At 36.1% G+C, this 21,725-nt stretch carries 17 protein-coding genes and 1 tRNA gene; 16 read left to right on the top strand and 2 right to left on the bottom strand.

What is annotated here, in order from left to right; genetic code table 11:
• The first annotated feature begins 64 nt into the window (after positions 1 to 64).
• The 5 genes from nadE (at position 65) to AC1EJ5_RS08040 (ending at position 3,292) form a co-directional block, all read left to right on the top strand.
• Positions 65 to 1,855, top strand: a complete 1,791-nt coding sequence (nadE, locus tag AC1EJ5_RS08060) for an NAD(+) synthase (protein ID WP_479815641.1) — start codon at positions 65 to 67, stop codon at positions 1,853 to 1,855.
• Positions 1,845 to 2,642 carry a metallophosphoesterase gene (locus AC1EJ5_RS08055; protein WP_311487369.1) on the top strand — a complete coding sequence of 266 codons (798 nt, stop codon included), beginning with the start codon at positions 1,845 to 1,847 and terminating at the stop codon, positions 2,640 to 2,642. Before nadE ends, AC1EJ5_RS08055 begins: the two co-directional genes overlap by 11 nt.
• A tRNA-Arg gene (locus AC1EJ5_RS08050) sits at positions 2,633 to 2,706 on the top strand. Before AC1EJ5_RS08055 ends, AC1EJ5_RS08050 begins: the two co-directional genes overlap by 10 nt.
• 102 nt (positions 2,707 to 2,808) lie before the next feature.
• Positions 2,809 to 3,036: a type II toxin-antitoxin system RelB family antitoxin gene (gene relB / locus AC1EJ5_RS08045; protein WP_311487368.1), complete on the top strand. Its 228-nt coding sequence runs from the start codon at positions 2,809 to 2,811 to the stop codon at positions 3,034 to 3,036.
• Entirely contained in the window at positions 3,026 to 3,292 is a 267-nt protein-coding gene (locus AC1EJ5_RS08040) for a type II toxin-antitoxin system RelE family toxin (protein ID WP_311487367.1), read from the top strand. Before relB ends, AC1EJ5_RS08040 begins: the two co-directional genes overlap by 11 nt.
• 93 nt (positions 3,293 to 3,385) lie before the next feature.
• On the opposite strand, the gene AC1EJ5_RS08035 is transcribed toward AC1EJ5_RS08040, so the two are convergent.
• Positions 3,386 to 4,096, bottom strand: a complete 711-nt coding sequence (locus AC1EJ5_RS08035; protein WP_479815640.1) for a thermonuclease family protein — start codon at positions 4,094 to 4,096, stop codon at positions 3,386 to 3,388.
• Positions 4,089 to 4,511, bottom strand: a complete 423-nt coding sequence (locus tag AC1EJ5_RS08030) for a Fur family transcriptional regulator (protein WP_308748344.1) — start codon at positions 4,509 to 4,511, stop codon at positions 4,089 to 4,091. Before AC1EJ5_RS08030 ends, AC1EJ5_RS08035 begins: the two co-directional genes overlap by 8 nt.
• Before the next feature lie 90 nt (positions 4,512 to 4,601).
• Here AC1EJ5_RS08030 and AC1EJ5_RS08025 point away from each other — a divergent pair, with 90 nt between their 5' ends.
• The 11 genes from AC1EJ5_RS08025 (at position 4,602) to addA (ending at position 21,719) form a co-directional block, all read left to right on the top strand.
• Positions 4,602 to 5,654, top strand: a complete 1,053-nt coding sequence (locus tag AC1EJ5_RS08025) for a metal ABC transporter solute-binding protein, Zn/Mn family (RefSeq protein ID WP_479815639.1) — start codon at positions 4,602 to 4,604, stop codon at positions 5,652 to 5,654.
• A 7-nt stretch (positions 5,655 to 5,661) separates the two neighbouring features.
• Positions 5,662 to 6,321 carry a metal ABC transporter ATP-binding protein gene (locus AC1EJ5_RS08020; RefSeq protein WP_479815638.1) on the top strand — a complete coding sequence of 220 codons (660 nt, stop codon included), beginning with the start codon at positions 5,662 to 5,664 and terminating at the stop codon, positions 6,319 to 6,321.
• Entirely contained in the window at positions 6,315 to 7,130 is an 816-nt protein-coding gene (locus AC1EJ5_RS08015; RefSeq protein ID WP_479815637.1) for a metal ABC transporter permease, read from the top strand. Before AC1EJ5_RS08020 ends, AC1EJ5_RS08015 begins: the two co-directional genes overlap by 7 nt.
• A gap of 9 nt (positions 7,131 to 7,139) precedes the next feature.
• Positions 7,140 to 8,222, top strand: a complete 1,083-nt coding sequence (locus AC1EJ5_RS08010) for a hypothetical protein (protein ID WP_479815636.1) — start codon at positions 7,140 to 7,142, stop codon at positions 8,220 to 8,222.
• Positions 8,223 to 8,244: 22 nt separating this feature from the next.
• Positions 8,245 to 9,210: a helix-turn-helix transcriptional regulator gene (locus AC1EJ5_RS08005; RefSeq protein WP_479815635.1), complete on the top strand. Its 966-nt coding sequence runs from the start codon at positions 8,245 to 8,247 to the stop codon at positions 9,208 to 9,210.
• A 9-nt stretch (positions 9,211 to 9,219) separates the two neighbouring features.
• A complete protein-coding gene (locus AC1EJ5_RS08000) occupies positions 9,220 to 10,068 on the top strand; it encodes a GIY-YIG nuclease family protein (protein WP_479815634.1) in 849 nt (282 codons plus the stop codon).
• A 78-nt stretch (positions 10,069 to 10,146) separates the two neighbouring features.
• The gene (locus AC1EJ5_RS07995) at positions 10,147 to 10,872 is read left to right on the top strand and encodes a YaaA family protein (RefSeq protein WP_479815633.1); all 726 of its coding nucleotides are present in this window, start codon (positions 10,147 to 10,149) and stop codon (positions 10,870 to 10,872) included.
• A complete protein-coding gene (locus AC1EJ5_RS07990; RefSeq protein WP_479815632.1) occupies positions 10,872 to 11,993 on the top strand; it encodes an exonuclease SbcCD subunit D in 1,122 nt (373 codons plus the stop codon). The genes AC1EJ5_RS07995 and AC1EJ5_RS07990 overlap by 1 nt, the downstream gene beginning before the upstream one ends.
• Positions 11,983 to 15,021, top strand: coding sequence for an AAA family ATPase (locus tag AC1EJ5_RS07985; protein WP_479815631.1), 3,039 nt, complete (start codon positions 11,983 to 11,985; stop codon positions 15,019 to 15,021). The genes AC1EJ5_RS07990 and AC1EJ5_RS07985 overlap by 11 nt, the downstream gene beginning before the upstream one ends.
• On the top strand, positions 15,014 to 18,361 hold the full coding sequence (locus tag AC1EJ5_RS07980) for a PD-(D/E)XK nuclease family protein (protein WP_479815630.1): 3,348 nt from the start codon (positions 15,014 to 15,016) through the stop codon (positions 18,359 to 18,361). The genes AC1EJ5_RS07985 and AC1EJ5_RS07980 overlap by 8 nt, the downstream gene beginning before the upstream one ends.
• The gene (gene addA, locus AC1EJ5_RS07975) at positions 18,354 to 21,719 is read left to right on the top strand and encodes a helicase-exonuclease AddAB subunit AddA (protein ID WP_479815629.1); all 3,366 of its coding nucleotides are present in this window, start codon (positions 18,354 to 18,356) and stop codon (positions 21,717 to 21,719) included. Before AC1EJ5_RS07980 ends, addA begins: the two co-directional genes overlap by 8 nt.
• The last annotated feature ends 6 nt before the right edge of the window (positions 21,720 to 21,725 follow it).

The raw sequence follows: 21,725 nt of genomic DNA, 5'->3' as shown, positions 1-21,725 counted from the left end.
GCGGGACCCAATAGGGTCCTCTTTTTTTGTAAAATTATGGTAAAATAAGACTAAGAGGTTGATTATGAAAAGAAATATAAAGATAAAATCTGCATCTTTTCCAGTTTCTCTGGGAAATGTGGCAGAAAATGTTAAACAAATAAAAAATCTAATAAATGAAGCTCAGGAAGAAAAGGTAAATATTTTATCCCTTCCAGAACTCTGCCTTACCGGGGCGAGTCTTTATGACGGATATCTTGAAGAAGACTTATTGGTATCGGCAGAAAATGGCCTAAAAGATCTAATCGATTTTAGCAAAAATTATGACCTAGCCTTTACAGTGGGCCTTCCACTAAGGGCAGAGTTTGGTCTTTATAATGGTATTGCCTTTGTAAGAAGCGGCGAACTTTTAAGCTTAAGCATAAAAGAAAATCTAAAAAAATATGAAAAGACAATCTTTGAATCAAATCCAAAAGGCTATGTCAAGGCCTTTGACTATTGCCTTGATAAGGAAGACTTTGTTGATATAATTTCTGACCTTAAAATCGGAATTACAATTGGGGAAGACGAGGAAATGACAATTCCAAAATCTTTGAAATTAAAAGAGCTTGGAGCTGATATCATCCTAAACCCAGCAGCAAATCCTCGCTATATTTATACAGAAGAAAAAATTTGGCAAAATATTGAATTCCTATCAAAAGATTGTATCTATGTCCATACATCAGCAGGCCTAGGCGAATCTTCTACAGATTTAGTTTACACAGGGTCAACTTATATAGCCCAAAATGGGGAAGTTTTAAGAAATAATCCTGCGATTTTCCCTATGGATTGCTATGAATTTGAATGGATTTCTAACTTTAACAATCATACAGACGAAAAATACCAAGTTCATAAATTCCCATATTTGCCAGATGAAGAATATTCTGAATATTATCTAGAGGAAGCTTTGGATATCCAGGCCCTAGGTCTTATTCAAAGAATGAAAGCAGTTGTGACAGAAAAGGTATTTTTGGGAGTTTCTGGCGGAATTGATTCAACAGCTACCCTCCTTGCCATAAATAAGGCCTATGAAATCGCTGGTTTTGATAAGGCAAAAATCGGTGCCTACACCATGCCAGCCTTTGGCACAAGCGACAGGACCAAGTCCAATGCCTATAAGCTTTGCCAGGCACTCGGAATTGACCTAAAGGAAATAAATATTTCAAAATCCGTCACAGCCCATTTAAAAGACATAGGTCATGACGGATTGACACCAGATTTAGCCTACGAAAATGCCCAAGCAAGGATGAGGACCCAGGTACTTTTTAACCTATCAAATATGGATGGGGGCATCGTTGTGGGAACTGGCGACTTGTCTGAAAATATGCAAGGTTTTGCAACCTACAATGGCGATCACATGTCATCTTACAGCCTAAATGCTAGCTTGATGAAAACCGAACTAAGATACCTAATCAAATCTTATGCCCATTTTACAGAAAATGAAGACCTTAAAAATGTTTTGACAGATATCTTAGATACTCCAGTTTCGCCAGAACTTGTAAGCGAAAAAGCGGGAGAAATTACCCAAAAAACCGAGGACATAATCGGCCCTTACGAACTTTTGGACTTTTTCATCTACCAGCACTTGACCTACCACAAGAGTGCAAAGGAAATTCTTACCGATGCCACCTACGCCTTTGAAGGTGCCTACGACAGGGAAACTATAAAATATTGGCTAAAATCATATTTTAAACGCTTTGCCCAGTCCCAATTTAAGAGGTCCACAGCTGTTGACGGCCCAAATGTGACAGGCAGGAGCTTTTCGCCAAGACTCGGCTTTAAGATTCCTTCAGATATGGGAAGCGACCTTTATCTAGGAGATCTCGATGAAAAATAAAAAGAAAATTGTGGCAGGACTCGCTCTTGCCACAATGGTTTTGACAGGCAAATATCTCCATGACCAGGCCTTTATGGGCGTGGAGAAAAAACTTACTATAAAAAGTCCCAAGGTCAATAAGGATATAAAAATCACCCACATTTCAGATTTTCACTCCAATGTCCTTTCAAATCTCGATGAGGTTTTAAGTAATATCAAGACTTTTAATCCCGATTTGATTTTCCTAACTGGGGATATGATCGATTACCCAACAGAAAAAAAGCTCCAAAGGACCATGTTCTTTTTGGAAAAACTTTCAAAACTTGGAATCAAAACCTATTATGTCTCAGGAAACCATGAGGAAGCCTCTGAAGAATCTGAGATTTTTTATGAGAAAATAAAAAAATTGGGCATCAAAAAACTTGATAACCAAGGAGAAAATCTTAGGATATGGGATAATGAGGTATATATTTATGGAGTCCCTTATTGGGGAATGAACCTTGATGATTTCAAGCCAGATCAAGGTCTAAATTTGGTATTGGCCCATTTTTCTAAAAGAATTAGGGAAAATTACGATCCAAGGATGGATATAATATTTTCCGGCCACACCCATGGAGGCCAAGTCAGAGCCCCATTTATAGGTGCTTTGATAGCTCCAGGAGAAGGATATTTCCCAGACTTTGACAGCGGACTTTACAATTTTAATGAAAGTCAGATTTACGTATCAAGCGGCCTCGGCAATACCTTTTTGCCATTAAGATTTCTAGACCAAATCTCCTACACAAACATCACAATCGAGCGTCCTTAGTTTAGTGGTAAAACAAGGGTGTCCGAAGCCCAAGCCCAGGGTTCGATTCCCTGAGGACGTGCCAAAGATTAGAAGCATTAATAACTATATGCTTCTTTTTTATTGATTATGTAGATTGAATAAAACTATGAATGTAGTACAATGTAAACAAAGATTGGAGGTTGTTATGAGCGTTGTTTCACTTAGGTTAAATGAAGAAGAAAATAAGTTGTTTAAGTCTTATTCTAAGCATACTGGCAAAAATTTATCTGAGCTTTTTAAAACTGCCTTAGCAAGTCAGATTGAAGATGAGCTTGATTATGAAACAGGGCTTAAGGCCTTGGCAGAGTTTGAAAAAAACCCAGTAACTTATTCTATAGATGATTTGATTTCGGAACTTGAAAATGACTTATAGGTTAGTTGTTTCAGAAAATGTTAGGAAAAAAATTAAGAAAATGGACAAACATCTCGGTCTTATGCTGGCGAAAGATATGAAATCAAAGCTAGATAGGCTCGAAGATCCCAGAAGATTCGGCAAAGCTTTAAAAGGGGACCACAAGGGCCTGTGGCGTTATAGGATAGGGGCTTATAGGGTGATTTGCGATATTAGAGACGATGAGCTAATTGTACTTGCTATTGATATTGGTCATAGAAAAAATATATATGATTAGGAATTTAAAAGAGCTATCAAGATAAAAATCTTTGATGAGCTCTTTTTTCTTATAATATTTGATTAAATAGCAAGGCTTATTTTTTATAGAAACCTATCTCGCAGGCCTAAAACCAGCGTCCTTAGCCTCTTTTTCTGTTTCAAAATAGACTGCGTTTTTTTCTTTGACTGTGTCATAAGAAGGCCATTCTGGGAGGTGGTAGACTTTGGAGTTTTTGTTTCCTTTTATGAGGTGGGTTTGGTCGATTTTTTCTTCTTTTTGTTCTGTACCGTCTGACCAGATTCCTTTTTTATTTTCTTGGGCAGACTTTTCTAATTCTTTTAAATATTCCTGGTATTTTATGTCAGGTTTATAGTAATTTGCGTAGGCGTAGCCTTCCTTGACCAAAATCCCGTTTAGGGTCTTTTTTTCAATATCGGATAGGCTAGGATTACCGACTGGCTTTTCTAACCAAATATACCTTAGGAGCCTATCGTATTTGTCCCTGTCGGAAATATCTTTTTCCAAGTAGATTTCCTTATTTTTCAAAATACTATTTGTAAAATCTTTGGCCTCATCTGACATAAATTCGGCAGGCTTTCCGTCCTTTGCGATTTCTGGCGTATTTACGCCGACAAACCTCACTTTTTCGTCTTTTCCATCAATATCAACCCAAATAGTATCCCCATCTACGGCATATTTGACTTTGGCTTTTTGATAAATTTGCCTTTCTTCCTTAGAAAATTCATTTTTATTTCCCTTTGGGATTTGGTCGCAAGATGTTAAAGTTAGGGCGAGAAAAATGGCAAGGATTAGCCTATGCATTTTCCATTTCCCTTTGGCAGTTAGGGCATATACCGTAAAATTCAAAGTTGTGGCCATTTATTATAAAGCCAGTTTCAGCTGCAACTTCCTTTTCAAGGTCGTGGACTGGGCAAGATTTGATGATATATTTTTTGTGGCAACGTGAGCAGGTTATAAAGTGCTTGTGGTCGTCCTTATTTATTTGATAGTAGGAAATCCCATCCAGGTCAGAAGTTTTGAGCAAAAGGTCGTTTTCCTCAAGGATGTTGAGGTTGCGGTAGACAGTCGAAAGGTCTATTGCCATTTCTTTTTTTAGGTCGTCATAGATTGCTTGACCGCTTACTGGTTCGTTTTTCTTGTCAATGTAGTCAAGGATTAGCTTGCGCTGTTTGGTAATCCTTAGGTTTTTGTTTTTTAGTAGGTCGTTTAATTGCATATTATTCTCCTTAAAAACATTATACTTGATTTGACAGATATAAAAACGCCTATATAATACATGTGCAAATCATTTGCAAAAGGAGTATGTATGAAAAAGAAAAATTTATTTATAGGACTAGCTTTAGCCCTTGCAGTGACAGGCTGCGGAAATCAAGCTAAGAATGATACAAATACAGAAACAAAGGAAGAAGTAAAAACAGAATCAAAGGCTGAAAATAAAGCCGAATCAAAGGTGATTTACGCTTCATTTTACCCAATTTACAACCTAACAAAGCAAATTGCTGGCGATAAGTTTGAAGTTAAGGCATTTAATTCTCTTACTACCGAAAGCCACGATTTTGAGCCATCTGCAAAGGAAATTGCAGAATTATCTGAATCTCAATTAATCTTTATGAATGGGGCAGGTATGGAAGATTGGAAGGATGATGTGGAAGAAACTGTTGATATTACAATGGTTGACACAAGCCAGGGTCTTGACCTTATAAAGGCAGACCACGACCACGAAGATGCAGACGACCATGATCACGACCACGAAGACGCTGACCATGATCACGAAGATGCTGACCACGATAATCACGACCACGAAGATGGGGAAGAAGAACATCATCACCACCACGGCGAGTTTGACCCACACACTTGGTTATCACCTGTAAATGCCAAAGCCCAAGCTAAGGTAATTGCAGATAAATTATCAGAAATTGACCCAGCCAACAAGGATTACTACGAAGCAAATTACGAAAAAATTGCTAAAGAATTCGACGAAATAATAGCTGAATACAAGGAAAAATTTGAAAAAGTAACAAACAAGAAATTCATAGTTCCTCACGAAGCTTTTGGTTATGTAGCAAGGGACTTTGGTCTTGAACAAATTCCTCTAGCAAGCCTAACATCAACAGCAGACCCAGATGCTAAGGTTATGAAGGAAGTGACAGACCTTGCAAAAGCAAACCAAATCAAGACAGTTTTCTTTGAAAAAGGTGGTTCTGACAAGGCAGCAAAGACTATTGCTGATGAAATAGGTGCAGAAGTAGCCCCACTATCAACAATGGAATTTGCAACCCAAGAAGAAATCGACAAGGAAGTCACAATCCAAGAAATAATCAAGGAAAACCTTGAAAATATATATAAGTCACTAGCATAATATATATATGAAACAAATCGAGATAAAAAACCTAAAATTTGGCTATAATGAAAATTTAATATTAAAAGGCGTAAATTTAGACCTTGACCAGGGGGACTTTGCCGTAATATCCGGCGAAAATGGATCAGGCAAGTCCACACTAATTAAGCTAATCCTTGGTGAACTCAAAAAAGACCATGGGTCCATTAAGTTATTTGGAATCGACATGGAAGACTTTAAAAATTTTGATAAGATTGGCTATGTGCCTCAGGTCAACGAGGCCATCAAGATTGCCTTTCCGGTATCTGCTAGGGAATATGTGGGCCTAAACCTCTATAAGGAATTTTCGATATTAAACACTATCACAAAAAAATCAAAATCGAAAATCGAAAACACTTTTTCAACCCTAAAAATTAAAGACCTTATAGATAGGCCTGTCAACACCCTATCCGGTGGCCAAGCCCAGAGAGTTATGATCGCAAGGGCCATGGTAAATAATCCCGATATATTGATTTTAGACGAACCAACAGTCGGAATCGACCAAAAATCCAAGGAAGACTTCCTTGACCTCATAGTCCACCTAAATACCCACCACGGGATTTCAATTTTGATGATAACCCACGAAATGGAAATTTTGGGCGATTATGTGGACAAGGTCTTTAAACTCAAGGAGGGGGTCATATGCTAAGTTATGATTTTATGAGAAGGGCCCTTCTAGTTGGCGGGATGCTAGCCATAATCATTCCAATGATTGGCCTTGTAATGATAAATAGGAAAACATCCATGATAGGCGACGCCCTATCCCACTCTTCACTGGCGGGAATAGCCATGGGACTTATATTCGCTATAAATCCTATGTGGACATCCTTGGTATTTTGCGTTCTAGGAGCCTTCGCTATTGACATAATAAGGAAGAAATTCAAGGACTTTGGCGACATGGCAACAGCTATCATCATGAGCTTTGGCATAGGCCTTGCGGCGATTTTATCAGACTTTGCCCCAGGAGGAAAATCTTTTGAATCCTACCTCTTTGGGTCAATAACAACAGTTTCAAGTGATGACGTCATCCTAGTAGGGATAATTTTTGCCCTAGTCGTAACCATGTCCCTCTACTTTTACAACGCCCTCCTATTTATATCCATAAACCCGATAATGGCAAGGCTTGCAGGTGTGAAGGCAGGAATGGTAAACGGAGTATTTACCTTTCTAACAGCCATCACAATAGCCATCTCAGCCAAAATCGTAGGGGCACTGATGATTACATCTCTAATGGTAATCCCAGTCGCCACAGCCCTTTTAATGAGCGATTCCTACAAAAAAACCTACCTAATCTCCCTAATATTTTCGGTAATTTTTATGATCTCAGGAATCACCATATCCTTCTACTACGGCCTAAAACCAGGCGGTGCCATAGTAATGATAGCAATTGGGACCTTGTTAATTGTCGCAATAGTTAAAAAAATAAGAGAAAAATTAAAGAAAATGACCTCCAAATAGGGGGTCTTTTTGCTTGGAAAATTTGGCCTATACAATTTTTTGCATACCCTACCTGCTATAATAATTTTAAGAGGTGATAAGATGAATCTTGAAGAAAAAATCATAGACTTATCTAGGACCAAATACGGAGAAAATCTCTATATAGAAGATAGGATAAAGAAAGAAATGGAAGTAATAAGGAAAAAAAGCTCAGAAGATGAAATTGATTTTCTTTTGTTCTTAAAGGAAAATCTTGACCAAAATATCCTCATTGGAAACTTGCCTTTTATAAGTTTATATCTTTTGGGTCTTAGCCTAATAAATCCCCTTCCTGCCCACTATTACAACGAAAAAACCAAGGAACTTATTTTTGTAGATGGGGTGGAGTATGGGGTTGATTTAGAAAAAAAGGAGGGGTTTTGCCGAGACGGTTTCAATATTGATCCTTCTTATACTTTCCTAAATGAAATTTATTTTGAAATTCAGATTGATAAAAAATATGAGTATAGAGTAAGGTTCCGGGTATTGGAATATTATGACTACGGACCTGGGGATCTTTGGTGTAAATATAAGGGGATGGAAAAATGTGGCTTATATTTTACACATTTTATTTACCTTGATAAGTTAAATACCTTATATTATGAAAAAAATATCTCAAAATACATAGATATGGAAGATTTTAAAAAATATTTATTTGAAAATTTTTTGAACGAGAAACTTGAATTAAAGAATGGATTTCCAAGGAAGGTGACCGAATCTATAGAAGGTTCATCTTACAAAGAAAATATAAAAACCTATGGAGATTTTTTTTATCTTTTGGGCCTAACACTGACCTATACCAGGGCATATTCCTTATTTATAGACTTTGCTAATAGAAATTATCCATCAAATAGGGAAGAAATTTTTGCCTATTATTTAGACCATGGTATTGATAGGGAAAGTGCTGGGAAACTTACCAATGACATAAGTTTTTTCAAGGCTGATATCCTTCCAGAAATAGATCCAGAGAAAGATTACTACCTAAAAAAACTCAACTATACTTGGGATAAGACAAGCCTAGTTAAAGTCAGTCTTTATTCTTATTTAGATTATAAAATTAATGCTTTAATATGATATAATAATTCTAGGAGGACCTATGGCAAGTTCGAGATTAAATATTTTATATATCCTAGAAATTCTTCGTGAAGAAAGTGATGCCGACCATATACTTTCAATGGCCGAAATAAGGAAAAAACTTTCTTTATATTATAATGTAGATTTAGACAGGAGAACAATTACCAGTGCTATTAATGATCTAATTGACTTTGAAATTGATATTTCAACCTTTGCTGACAATGGCAAGGGCTATTATCTTATAGATCGCCCACTTGAAAAAAGCGAGATTTATCTTTTGATGGATGCCATATTTTCCCTTGCCTACATTGACAGGGACCAGTGCACAGAGCTTTTAAGGAAAATAGGCAAAATTCAGTCCAAATACCAAAGGTCAGTTGATAAATATATAAGCCAGCCAGACTTTTATAGGTCAAAAAGAACTTCAAATAAGGAAGTTTTCCTAAATATAGAAGTTATAAATGAGGCAATAGATAAAAATAAACAAATAGAATTTACCTACCTGACCTATGGGCCAGACAAGAAACTTGTGCCAAAAAGAAAAAGACCCTACAAATTAAACGCTTATAGGATTCTAGCCGACAATAAAAAATACTATCTTTTGGGAACGACGCCAGGTTTTACAAATATTTTGTCCTTCAGGCTAGATTTTATAAAGGATATAAAAATCCTAGACGAAAAAAGGGATGACTTTAGGGAAGAAGAATTAAATAGGATAATAGAAAAGGCGACCCATGCTTTTTTTGGCAAGCCATCATTTATAAAAATACGCTTTAAGGAGGAAATATTAAACTATGTAATTGATCAATTTGGAACGGATATAAAAATTAGAGAAGATGGTGACTATTACCTAGGAGAATTTTTGGCACCCGAAAAAGGCATAGAATACTGGGCCTTGCAATTTCTCCCTTATGTGGAAGTTCTAGAGCCAAAAAGCCTAAGAGAGTCGATTATTGAAAGTTTGAAAGAAAATTTATATGGGATTTAAGGAGAGATTATGGAACTTAAACTAAATGATATTTTTAATTTAACAGAAGAAGAAATAAATAATAGTAAGATAGAATTAAATATGACCTATGGGTCCAAAGCAGATTATTTTATAGACTACTGGCTTAAGCAAAATGATATTGATAAAATAAATGGTACATGTGAACAGTGCTCTTACTGGGGCTGGTATGATAAAAGTAAAAGGAATTTTTATCCAGGACAATGGGTTTTTAGTTTTTCTAGGATAAGTGGGGATGAATGGTTATTTACTTCTGCAGGCAAGGTTCTAGAAGTTCCAGAAGATGATTGGGCAAAAGTAGAGATTTTAGAAAGGTTCAAGCCATTTTTTGGTAGACTTGTTATTAATTGTAAAAAGGGTAGTGCATATTCAAGATATACTTTTAACCTAAGTACATACATTGAAAAGATTAGTGTAAAGGAAATTTTATCATGCCTTTATAGTGAAGACACTTTTGATGGATATGATAATGTTTACTTAACTTATGATAAATTATCCAGGATGTTTAGAAAAGAAATATTGCCATCATATTATGAAGCTTTGAGCAAGGTAAGTGGGGTTTATTGTTTGACAGATACAAAGACAGGTAAACATTATATCGGATCAGCAACAGGCATTGAAGGGGTAAGACAAAGGTGGGGAGATTATTTTGAAAACAAGGATGGAGGAAATAAAAAATTAATAGAACTAAAAAATAAAGAAGGAGAAGAATATTTTGAAAAATATTTCACCTTTACTCTAATAGAATTTTATAATAGATCTTATGATTCAGAAAAAGTAAAAGTTAGAGAAAGATATTGGATGAAATGTTTAGACACCATTAACAATGGATATAATTAGGTTAAGTTTCCCAGTTATTTAACTGGGAATTTTTTCATCTCAATATGATATAATATTACATATAAAGAAAGGATTTTTATGAAGATTATTATTTCACCGGCTAAGAGTTTTAAACATTTTGATAATATTATTACTGAAGAGCTTTTGTTTCCTGAAAAAACTAGAATTTTGGTTGATAAAATTAAGAAGCTTTCCATGAATGAGATTGGTAACCTTAATTTTACCAATGATAAATTAACTGAAAAAGCTTATGTTGATTACCAATACTTTGACTTTGATAGGCTTAATAATCCGGCACTTTTTTCCTATGACGGCCTTGTTTTTAAGCAGTTTTATATTAAAGATTTCGATGATATCCCATATTTAAATGACCACGTCTATATTATTTCAGCCCTTTATGGTCTATTAAAACCAATGACAGGGATTAGGGATTATAGGCTTTATTTTGACAACACCATGTACGACCTCTACGAATTTTGGGGTGACGATTTGTATAAAAAACTTTTCGAGGATAATGACTTGGTTTTAAACCTTGCGAGCAAGGAGTATACCAAGACCATCAGCCCTTTTTTGAAAGAGGACGACAAGTTTTTGACTGTAGATTTTAAGGAAGTTCGCGATGGGAAGTTAAAGTCGATTGTTTCCTACATGAAGCAGGCGAGGGGTCAGATGCTTAAGGAAATTATTACAAGAAAAATTGAAGATATTGAAGAGGTAAAAAAGCTAAATATCAATGGTTATGTCTATGACCCATATAATTCGACAGCTGACACCCTAACCTTTGTGAGAAATGGAGACAAATAATGAAACTCCTTCACTTATCAGACCTTCATATTGGAAAATCTTTGGGAAATTTTTCCTTTCTTGAAGATCAAAAATACGTTTTAGACCAGATTTTAGACATCATTAATGATAGGAAAATCGAGGCTGTCATGATTGCTGGAGATATTTTTGACACAGCGGTTGCTACGGCTGAAGCCCTTGATTTATATAATTATTTTATAGAAAAAATCGTTTTTGACATAAAAATCCCAGTTCTTGCCATTTCCGGCAACCACGATTCTGCCAAGCGCCTTGATGTGAATAAGAGGTTTTATAAGACAAATAAATATTATCTGGCGGGGGAATTTACAAAAGAAGTCGTGACTCTAGAGGATTCGGAGGGGCCAATTCACTTTTTTCTCTTGCCTTTTATGTCCCTTGCCAAGGCCAGGGTAATTTTTGGCGAGGAAATTGCTGATTTTACAGATTTGTATAGGGAAGCTTTAAAAGATTACGATTATAAAGACAGAAATGTCATAATTACCCATTGCTATGCTTCTGAAATAAGCCAGGGCCTTGAAAAAGCCTACAATGAAGGCCAAAAGCCTTTAACAATTGGTGGGTCAGATTTTATGGACGCTGGTCTTTTTATGGATTTTGATTACGCCGCTTTGGGCCATCTCCATTCTGCTCATTACGTTCTTGATCCCAAAATCAGGTATTCGGGCACCTTTATGCCTTATTCCTTTGATAAAAAGGATGTAAATAAGACGGTGACTATAGTTGACTTGGGCAAAGACTCGATAGATATAGAGAAAATTCCAATTAAACTTTTAAGAGAATTTGAAGTAAGGACAGGATATTTTGACGATTTGATAAGCGAGCCAGCTAGTGATTCCTATATCAAATTTATCCTTGAAGATAAGGCCACAATCGAAAATGCCATGGCTAAATTTAAGAAGAAATTCCCAAACGCAGTCCTTATAAATTACGCATCCAGGTCTGTTTTTGCCATGGATAACGAAGAGATTAATATCGACATTGAAAATAAGTCAACTTTGGAACTTTTTGAGGACTTTGTTGCCTACAAGGATAAACGCCAGATGACAGCTGATGAAAAAACCGTCCTAGAAGACGTGATAGGGGCTATAAATGAAGGTTAGGAAGGTAAAATTAAGGGGATTTTTAACCTACAAGGACGAAATTGAAATCGACTTTACCAGGCTTTTTGAAAAGAAAATATTTTTAATCTCTGGCCCAACCGGATCAGGCAAGACCACTATTTTTGACGCCATTTCCTTTGCCCTTTATGGGGAAGTGCCTAGGGAAATTGCTATGGAAGACTTAAGGAGCGACTACCTTTCTGAAGAGGACGATTTTACCTATGTGGACTTAGAATTTGGCCTTGGGGAAAAGATTTATAAAATTGTTAGGGTCCCAAGTCAGAGGGCAGTTGAGCTTAAAAATCCAAAAAATATCGGCCACAGGGTTGAGTTTTATGATATAACAGGCGAAAAAATCCTCCTTGCTGATAAAATCAAGGAAGTGGACGATAAGGTTAAGGAAATTGTAGGCCTTGATAAGAGCCAGTTTTCAAAGGTCATGCTTCTTGCCCAGGGCCAATTTCAAAAGTTTTTGATTTCAAAATCTGACGAAAAGGCAGCCCTCTTGTCTGATATTTTTAAGACCGACGCCCAAAGGGCCATCCAGGATGAGCTTAAAACCAGGGCACTTGATAATAGGAAAAAACTTTCCCAAATTGATAAGGACCTAGAAAATGTGGTTTCCTATAATGAAATTTTGGCAGAAAAAATCACTTCTGATTTAATTTCTAAACACGATTTTAAAAGTATTTTTGAAGTAATTTCAGATATAGAAAAAAACCAGGATTCATTTTTAAAAGAAATTTTAAAATCTTTGGATAATCTAGAAAAAAGGGAAAAATCATTAATTAGTGATTTAGAAAAGGCCAAAACCCTAAATGAAAATATTGAAAAATACCAAAGGGCGGATGGTGCCTACAAGGAATTAGAAAAAGATGAGGAAAAAAATCTCAAGATAAAAGCTGACTTGGATTTATTAGCCTACGCCCTTTCCATAAAAATTTACCAGGAAAGGCTTGAAAAAACCAAGACCGATCTAAAAGGTTTTTTGGAAAATCAAAGCAAGGCTCAAAAAGTTTTGAAAGATAAAAACCAAAGTCTAATTGACCTTGAAAAAGAAATGGAAAAGCTTCCTGAATTAAAAAATAAACTTGATCAGGATAAGATTTTACTTTCTGAAAAGGCAAAGCAAATTGCTGATTTCGAAGACTTTCTTGAGGTGAAAAAATCCTACGAATCTATAAAAGATTTGGATAAGGATTTGGAAATCCTTGGGGACAAGATTAAAGAAGACGAGAAAAAGCTTGAAGAACTCAGGAAAGCTTATGATAAGGCCAACAAGGATTTGGCTGATGTCAAGGAAGAAGACTTTGCCTACAAGGAAAAAATTTCTACCCTCAATGTAAAAATAGAAAATCTTGGCAAGGACTATAAGAAACTTGTGGAAAACAAGGCCTATGAGGAAGAGCTTAGTAAAATTGCAAAAGACCTTGAAAGCACTGAAAAACTCAAGGAAAAGGCAGACCAAGACCACGACCATATTGAAATCAACAAATTAATCGACAGGCTTAATGCCGAAGGCCTTTGTCCTGTTTGCGGCAAGGCCCACACAGGTCAAAGGGACAAACTCCCTGTTGGTGATTTTGACTTAGGGAAAATTACCAAAGACTTGGAAGATTTAAGGCTTAGTCTTGCAAAAACCAAGGCAATTTACGAAAAAAACCTCAAAGATCTTGGCACAGCCTATAAAATAAATGAAATTGAAAAGATTATTTCAGAAAATAAGGACTTATTAAAGACTTATGAGGACCTTGCAGATAAAAATAAGATAAAAATAAAAGATTTAAGGCAAAATTTAAGCCAAATGGCTGAAAATGGCAAGACCCTTAAAAATCAAAAAGAAGTAAGGGAAAAATCCTACCAAGAAATTTCGGATAAGCTTAAAAATCTTGAAGACTTAAAGATAAAATACTTGGCCGGAGAAAAGGCTATGGCAGGCCTTGATAGGCAAAAGCTTCTTGAGGAGAAAAAGAGCTTAGAGGTTGAAATTACAAGGAAAGATTGCCTTATAAAAGAAAAGGAAAAGGCTCACCAAGACCTAGTTTTAGCCATTTCTAAGGAAAAATCAATCTTAACTTCCCTTGGAGAAAATATTGCTAAGGCAGAAGTAGACCAAAAAGATTTTGAAAAAGAATTTGCAGAAAAGCTTGGCCAAAGGTTTGAAAACATAGAAACTTACCAAGGTTATTTGGCAAGAGAAGGCGAATTAAGGGCCCAAAAAGACTTTATAGAAGAATACTTCAAGAATCTTGAAAGGGAGAAAACCACTAGGGAAAACTTCCTAGAATTTAAGGATAAAAATCCACTTGATTTAAGCGAATTTGAGGAAAATCTCAAAGAAGTCGCAAGGGAAATCAAAGTCCTCGATGGGGAAAAAATCGCAGCTGCAACAAGGCTTGATCAGACTCAAAAAGATTGGGAAAAAATTAGGAAAATTCATGAAATATTCGATGGACTTTCAAAAACTGCCCAAATTGTATCAGCTCTTTCAGATCTCGCAAACGGGGTCACAGGGGCTGTGAAGGGGATTGAAAGGCTTGATTTTGAGACCTTTATTCTCTCTGTTTATTTTGATAGGGTCCTAAATTTTGCCAACAAGAGGTTTAATGCCATGACAGACGGCCAATTTTCAATGGTAAGAAAGACAGAGGCGACAGATGCCAGGTCAAAAATGGGTCTTGATATAGAAATCCTAGATTCAAACACAGGCAAGAAAAGGCCAGCATCAACCCTTTCTGGCGGGGAAAATTTCCTCGCAAGTCTGTCCCTTGCCCTTGGTCTTTCAGATGAAATCGGAGCGGAAAACGGGGGAATAAGGATAGATACTCTCTTTATAGACGAAGGCTTTGGCACTCTTTCTAAGGAATTTTTGTCAAATGCCATTACAACTATAGAAAAACTTTCCAAGGAAGACAGGTTTGTTGGCCTCATTTCCCACGTTGACGAACTCAAAGACGCCATAGAAGCAAAGATTTTAATCACATACGACCCAAGTTGTGGGTCAAGTTTGGAGATTGTAAATGATTAGACTAATAATTTCGAAGGAGGCAAGAGAGGCTAGCCTCTATCTTTACAAAAAAATTGAAGAAAGGCTCGAACAGGGCAAAAAATCAATTCTAATCGTGCCTGAACAGTACACACTGGAAACTGATATAAACTTCCTAAGATCTGTAAAATACAAGGCTGTCATGGATGCCAAGGTCCTTTCCTTTTCATCCTTTTCAAGCTTTTTTATGGACAATTTTAACCAGGGTAAGCTCGAATTTTTAAACAAGGAGGGCAAGGTTTTACTCCTTACCAATATCCTCCAAGACCTAAAAGACGCTCTTGATTTATTTAGTAATTCCTACCAAAATATTGATTTTATAAACTCACTTGTTGGCCTAATTTCAGCCTTTAAGGACAATAATTTTGATGATGAATTTTTTAAGTCTGTTGCAGAAAGTGGGATTTCTGAGATTTCAAAGATAAAATTTGAAGAAATAAAGCTAATCCTCGATACCTACCAAAAAGAAATTGAGGGAAAATACTTAGACAAGGAAGATATTCTTGCCTTTGTGGCAGAAAATCTTGGAAAAACTGACCTTCTTGATGGTTATGAGATTTTTATAGACAAGTTTGACTTTTTTGAGGAAAGAAAGCTTGATTTAATTTCTGCTCTTTATGAAAAAGGCCTTGATATAAATGTTTCCTTAAATATAGAACAAAAATATATAAATAATCCCCTAGTAAGACCTGAGATTTTTGATAGTCCAGCAAGGACCTTTGATCTTTTTAGGGAGGGTTTCGAAACTGAACTTGTAAGTTTAGATGGAGGTCCAAGGGCTGATGATCTTGACCATTTAAGGGATAATTTTGAAAAGTATAAGCCGGATGTATATGAAGAAAATCCTAAAAATATCAGGCTTTACGAATCAATTTCAACTAAATCTGAAGTAGCAAACATGGCACTTTTGATAAATAAAATTATAAAAACTAATACCGACATCCGCTTTAAGGATATGGCAATTTATTTGACAGACGCAGACCAATATGAAAATGAGCTGATAAAAATTTTCACAAGGTATGAAATTCCAATATTTCTTGATAAACGTAGGAAGATGGCAGATAACCATATCATAAAAACTTTTTTGGCACTTTTAAGGCTTAGGGTAAATAATTTTAGGTCTGAAGACTTATTTTATATCCTAAATTCAAAACTAATTGGTATTACAGAAGAAGATGCCGATATACTAGTGAATTTCCTAACCTACAGGAAAATCAAGGGATCTATGTTTGAAAATGACAAGTACTTTGCCATGGACGAAGATTTTTACCAAAAAAATCTGGCGAATGATCCTAAAAAAGATATAAAAATTGCCAAAAAACGTGAAGAATACAGGGTTGTAAACGAGGCAAGGGCGAGGATTTTAGGTTTGATTGATGGTCTTGATGAGAAAGACATGACAGTAAAAGACCTTGCTATAAAAATCTATAAAATGATTTCAGATCCTGGAATTAAGGCGGGAATCAACGATTTTCAGGATAAGCTCCTAGCAAATGGGGCCCTTGATGACTATAAGGAAAATGAACAGATTTGGGACGAGTTTGTGGGAACCTTAGACCAGTTAGTAATATTAATGGGCGAGAGAACCATGCCCCTAGTTAGGGTTTATAGCCTAATTGAATCGGTCGCAAAAGATGTGCAAATTGGCTTAATTCCGCCATCTAGAGACCACCTCATTGTTACAGATTTCGCCCGCGATAGGGTTTCAAACAAAAGGATAAATATTTTAATGGGCATGGATGATTCATATTTTCCAAGCCAGGAGGCCAAGGACTACCTAATTAGTCCCGACGAGGCAGAAGAGCTTGAAGAAGCACAAATTGACCTTAAGCTATACGCCAAAGACCGTGATATGGCTGAGCTTTTAAGTCTTTATAAGATTATTTCAAGGTCTGATAAATTAATCTTATCTTACGCACTTTCCGACAAAGAGGGCAAGGATTTGAGCGAAAGTCTTGTAATTCGCGATATTAGAAAGATTTTCCCAAATCTTAAGAAAAATATTTTGCTTGATACAAAGGCAGATGACGCTCTTTTTGCCAAGGAAAGTCTAAAAAAATACACACTTAATATCCTAAATAAGCTAAAAAACAAGGAAAAATTATCTGAGGAGGATAAGGACCTTGGCATTGCCTTCATGGAATATTTGAGGGAGAATCCTTCAGATTTAGAAAATAAAGAAATTTACGATAAGATTAAGAAAGGTCTATTTTACAACAATGACAAGAAGCCACTTGATCCAAGCATTAGGGAAGTTCTTTATAAAAAGCATGCCTATTCGGTGTCAGAAATTGAGACCTATTCGGCCTGTCCTTACAAGCACTTTATAGCCTACGGCTTAAGGCCAGATGTGGAAAAAGATTTTGATGTAGATGCCCTAGACATTGGAAATATCGTCCATAAGTCCTTTGAAGACTTGTCAAAACTAATTAAGGATATGGACCTAGAAGACGTTGATTTTGATCAAATTGACGAACTTTTGGACAATAAATTTAGGGAAGGAATCGACGAAAATCTTGATAAGGAAAGAAAGGATAATCCAAAAAATAAGTATATACTTAAAAATATAAACCAGGCTGCCAAGAGGAATACCAGACAGATTATAGACCAGCTTAACAAGGGTGATTTCAGGCTTGAATACTTTGAGGAAGCCTTTGACAAGGGCGGATTTTTCGACCCAGTTTATGTGGATGAAGAGAATTACCTAAGGGGCAGGATTGATAGGATAGATATGGCAGGAAACTTGGTCAGGGTAATTGACTACAAAACTGGGTCTAAGGGTTATAACCTAGCTGCCATCCTAAATGGCAAGGATTTACAGCTTATAATTTACATGATTGCAGTAAATGACGATAAGAAAAATCTAGAGCCAATAGGTGCCTTTTACATTTCCCTAAAAGACGAAATTGAAAGCTTTGGGGATTCGATTTCAGATGAGGCCAAACTTGCCGCAAGTCTTGATAAGAAATTTGCCCTTGATGGGATTCTTCTTGATAGAGACGGCAAGGCCTTGACTTTGATGGATAGGGATTCAGATGGGAAAAAATCGCCAATTGTGGTTGGTAGACGCAATCATAAGATAAGCGAAGAAGATTTCAAAAACCTAACCGCCTATATAAAAAATATGGTAAAAGACTTGGTCAAAGACATCAAGGCTGGAAAAATCAACCTCGCACCCCTCAGAGAAAGTAAGGATAAAACCTCCTGTACCTATTGCGATTACAAGGGGATTTGCAAGTTTGATAAGACCATAGATACTTTTAGGTTTAGGGACTTTGACAGGAGTTTAAGCTTGGATAATTTGGAGGCTAAAAATGACTGAACTTAAGTTAACCGACGGGCAGAGGACCGCGATTTACGAAAGAGATAAAAATATAATAGTATCAGCCGCCGCAGGTTCAGGAAAGACCATGGTCCTTGTAAATAGGGTGATTTCAATGATGGTAGAGGAAGGCATCGACATCGACATGATGATAATCGTAACCTTTACAAATAAATCTGCCCAAGATATGAAGGATAAGATTAGGGAAGCTCTCGAAAAAAGGGCGGATGACTTTGATCCAGCTTTTATAAAAAGGCAATTTAAACTCCTAAAACTTGCCCAAATCAAGACCCTCCACTCTTTTTGCTCTGATATGCTTAGGGAAAATTTCTATTATCTGGAAAATCTTAGCCCGAATTTCAAGGTCATGCCTGATTCTATAGGCAAAATCTTCATGGCAGATGCAATTGACGAGGTTTTTGACAAAGAATATGAGAAAATGGACGATGATTTTGTCTATTTCTTGCAAAACTTTTCTGGGGAAAGGTCAGATTATAATGCCAAGCAAATTATTCTTTTAACCTACCAAAAAATTGTAGGTATGATTGACGGAATGGCTTGGCTTGAAACTGCCAAGGACAAGGGAGAAAACCTAGAATATTTCAAAGATTTTATTAAAAACAAGTTTGATTTGATTTTAAAAACAATTGAAAATCTAGGAGCTAGGCTAAACCCGGACCTTCCAGCATCAGCTGTAAATTTGATAGCAAGTGATTATGAAATGCTTGCTTCTATCAGAAATCAGATTGATAATTGGGATGATTTTCCAAAGGCTCTTGCAAGTAAAAAATATGTGACCTTTGCCAAAAAGATTAAAAATGAGATAGGCAATGATGACCTGGCTAATGAAATAAATGCTGCAAGGGATGCCTACAAGGCAGAGGTCAAAGACCTTGAGGCCATGATTACAAATACCGATTCCAAGGCCCTTGACTTTATAAATGCCAAAGAAGAGGTACTTTTTAGGGAGATTTATAAACTTACAAAAGATTTTAAAGAGACCTTTGATTCTAAAAAAAGAGCCAAGGACTACCTTGATTTTAACGACTTAGAACATGAATTTATAAGGCTCCTTGCAAATGAAACCGCCAGGGAAAAGCTAAAAACTAAGTACAAGTACATTTTCTTTGACGAATACCAAGATTCAAACGAAATCCAAAATTATATAGTAGATAAATTAAAATCTGACAGGAACCTATTTTTTGTAGGCGACGTCAAGCAGTCAATCTACGGATTTAGGAGGGCGAGACCTGATTTATTTATAGAAAAACTCGATTCTTATGAAAAAGATCAAGATTCTATGAGGATAAATCTTAATGAAAACTTCAGGACCGATAAGTTAATTCTCGATTTTAATAACTATATTTTTGACAGGCTCATGACCAAAGACATGGCCGATATTGACTACAAAAAAGGCGGCCACAGGCTAAATTACGGCAAGGAAGAAAAGGACCTTCTAGATTCTGCCAGAGTCGGAGTCAAAGTCCTAGATCCAACTGTCAAGGAAGAAGTCTATCTAACTAGTCTAATCAAGGACTTAATCGCAGAGGGATACGAGTATAGGGATATAGCTATTCTTCTTAGAAACGGGACTGAATCCTACAAGTATGAGGAAGCCTTCAAAAAGGCAGATATTCCTTATTTTAACGATATTTCCAAGGTTTCAACCCAAGCGTCTGAAGTTGGATTTTTCATTAACTTATTGAAATATCTGACAAATCCTAATGACGACCTTGTATTACTTGCGATTTTAAGATCTGTTATTTTTGATATAGACGAAAATGACCTGGCGAAAATCAAGCTAGCATCTGATTCTTATAAGTTTTATGAGGCTTTCAATTCTTATGACAATGACGATGAGCTCGGAGAAAAAATCAAATCTTTTAAGGCTTTGATAGAAGACCTCAAGGATAAGCTTGCCATTTTAAACTTATACGACTTTGCTAATTATTTATTCGAAAAATCTGGACTCTATGATTTTCTTCTAGCAAGAGATTTGGCAGAAGATAGGATAAATAATATTGAATCGGTAATCGAATTAATGGCTGATTATGATGCTGCAAACGACAACGGCCTATATGGTTTTGTAAGCTTTTTTAATAATTTGGAATCAACCAGGTCTGACTCAATTAGCCCAACCCGTGACCTTTCAGAAGGTGAGGACTTGGTTAGGATTATGACAGTTCATAAGTCCAAGGGCCTTGAATTTAGAATTGTAATCCTTGCTGGAGCTGACAAGGGCTTTAATAATAGGACAGATTCAATAATTTTTGATGAAAAAATCGGTATTGGCATAAATGTTGCCGACTATGATAAAAAGATTAAAATTCCGACTATAAATAGGAAGTTAATTATCGAAAAATCTAGGGAAGATGACAAGAAAGAGGAGATGAGAATCCTCTATGTTGCCCTAACCCGTGCAGAAGAAAGGCTATACATTACAGGCAATTTCGATAAGACCGACAAGGCTATGGACAAGGTCTACAAAAATGAATCTTATCTTTCCCTAAATTCTCACATGGAATGGCTGCTTGCTGTCCTTTCCTTTGATGGGATTACAAGCAGATTTTTTACAGGAATTGAAAAAGAGTCCGCCTTTGATAAGAGAATTTCCTTTGATTTTATAGAGGAAGTAGATGATTTAAAGGCAAACCAACACGAAAATCTTTTTGATCTTTTAAATGAAAAGGCAGATAAGGATATTTTTGAGAAAATCAAAGATTATTTGGAATTTGCCTATCCAGGTCAAGATGATATAGGTAAGAGCCTTAAAAAATCTGTAACTGAGCTTGCCAAGGACTTTAACAAAGAAAACGAAGGTTACGAATCATTTGATGCAGAAGGCACAAGTGGCAATATTTCCTTTAAGAAACCAAGTTTTATGGAAGAGGAAAAAACCTACAGTCCAACCGAAAAGGGAAGCCTAATCCACAAGGTCTTCCAAAAACTTCCGATGAAGTCCTACACAGAAAAAGACCTTGAAGATGAGCTAAATATCTTAATCGAAAAGAAAATTTTTGATGAGAAAATCAAGGAAATAATTGATCTTGATAATCTCATGAGTTTTTATCAAAGCGATTTGATTAGGAAGTTGATTGACGAGAATGTTCCAAAAAGATCAGAGGAATCCTTCCTCATGGCCTATGACGGATACTATGTAAATGGCCAGATCGACCTGATTTTTGAGGATAAAGATTCGGTAATATTAATTGACTTTAAGACTGACATGGTAAAAAGAGAAGAAGCCTATAAGACCCAGCTTGCTATCTACAAGGAAGCTATTGAGGAAGCCTTGGGGAAGAAAGTAGAGAAGTCCCTAATTTATTGGTACAATTTTAAAGAATTTCAAGAAATGTAAAAAAAT

The sequence above is a fragment of the Anaerococcus sp. C0059F3 genome (genome assembly GCF_056590475.1).
The sequence above is the reverse complement of the archived record's forward strand: the minus strand, read 5'-3'. Positions and strand labels throughout refer to the sequence as shown.

What these genes read in the sequence shown, in the direction of transcription:
- AC1EJ5_RS08020 (WP_479815638.1), top strand. Translation starts at nt 5,662, where the DNA reads ATGAAACAAATCGAGATAAAAAACCTAAAATTTGGCTATAATGAAAAT.
- AC1EJ5_RS08040 (WP_311487367.1), top strand. Translation starts at nt 3,026, where the DNA reads ATGACTTATAGGTTAGTTGTTTCAGAAAATGTTAGGAAAAAAATTAAG.
- AC1EJ5_RS08005 (WP_479815635.1), top strand. Translation starts at nt 8,245, where the DNA reads ATGGCAAGTTCGAGATTAAATATTTTATATATCCTAGAAATTCTTCGT.
- AC1EJ5_RS08035 (WP_479815640.1), bottom strand. Translation starts at nt 4,096, where the DNA reads ATGCATAGGCTAATCCTTGCCATTTTTCTCGCCCTAACTTTAACATCT.
- AC1EJ5_RS07990 (WP_479815632.1), top strand. Translation starts at nt 10,872, where the DNA reads ATGAAACTCCTTCACTTATCAGACCTTCATATTGGAAAATCTTTGGGA.
- nadE (WP_479815641.1), top strand. Translation starts at nt 65, where the DNA reads ATGAAAAGAAATATAAAGATAAAATCTGCATCTTTTCCAGTTTCTCTG.
- AC1EJ5_RS08000 (WP_479815634.1), top strand. Translation starts at nt 9,220, where the DNA reads ATGGAACTTAAACTAAATGATATTTTTAATTTAACAGAAGAAGAAATA.
- AC1EJ5_RS07985 (WP_479815631.1), top strand. Translation starts at nt 11,983, where the DNA reads ATGAAGGTTAGGAAGGTAAAATTAAGGGGATTTTTAACCTACAAGGAC.
- AC1EJ5_RS08055 (WP_311487369.1), top strand. Translation starts at nt 1,845, where the DNA reads ATGAAAAATAAAAAGAAAATTGTGGCAGGACTCGCTCTTGCCACAATG.
- addA (WP_479815629.1), top strand. Translation starts at nt 18,354, where the DNA reads ATGACTGAACTTAAGTTAACCGACGGGCAGAGGACCGCGATTTACGAA.
- AC1EJ5_RS07995 (WP_479815633.1), top strand. Translation starts at nt 10,147, where the DNA reads ATGAAGATTATTATTTCACCGGCTAAGAGTTTTAAACATTTTGATAAT.
- AC1EJ5_RS07980 (WP_479815630.1), top strand. Translation starts at nt 15,014, where the DNA reads ATGATTAGACTAATAATTTCGAAGGAGGCAAGAGAGGCTAGCCTCTAT.
- AC1EJ5_RS08015 (WP_479815637.1), top strand. Translation starts at nt 6,315, where the DNA reads ATGCTAAGTTATGATTTTATGAGAAGGGCCCTTCTAGTTGGCGGGATG.
- relB (WP_311487368.1), top strand. Translation starts at nt 2,809, where the DNA reads ATGAGCGTTGTTTCACTTAGGTTAAATGAAGAAGAAAATAAGTTGTTT.
- AC1EJ5_RS08025 (WP_479815639.1), top strand. Translation starts at nt 4,602, where the DNA reads ATGAAAAAGAAAAATTTATTTATAGGACTAGCTTTAGCCCTTGCAGTG.
- AC1EJ5_RS08030 (WP_308748344.1), bottom strand. Translation starts at nt 4,511, where the DNA reads ATGCAATTAAACGACCTACTAAAAAACAAAAACCTAAGGATTACCAAA.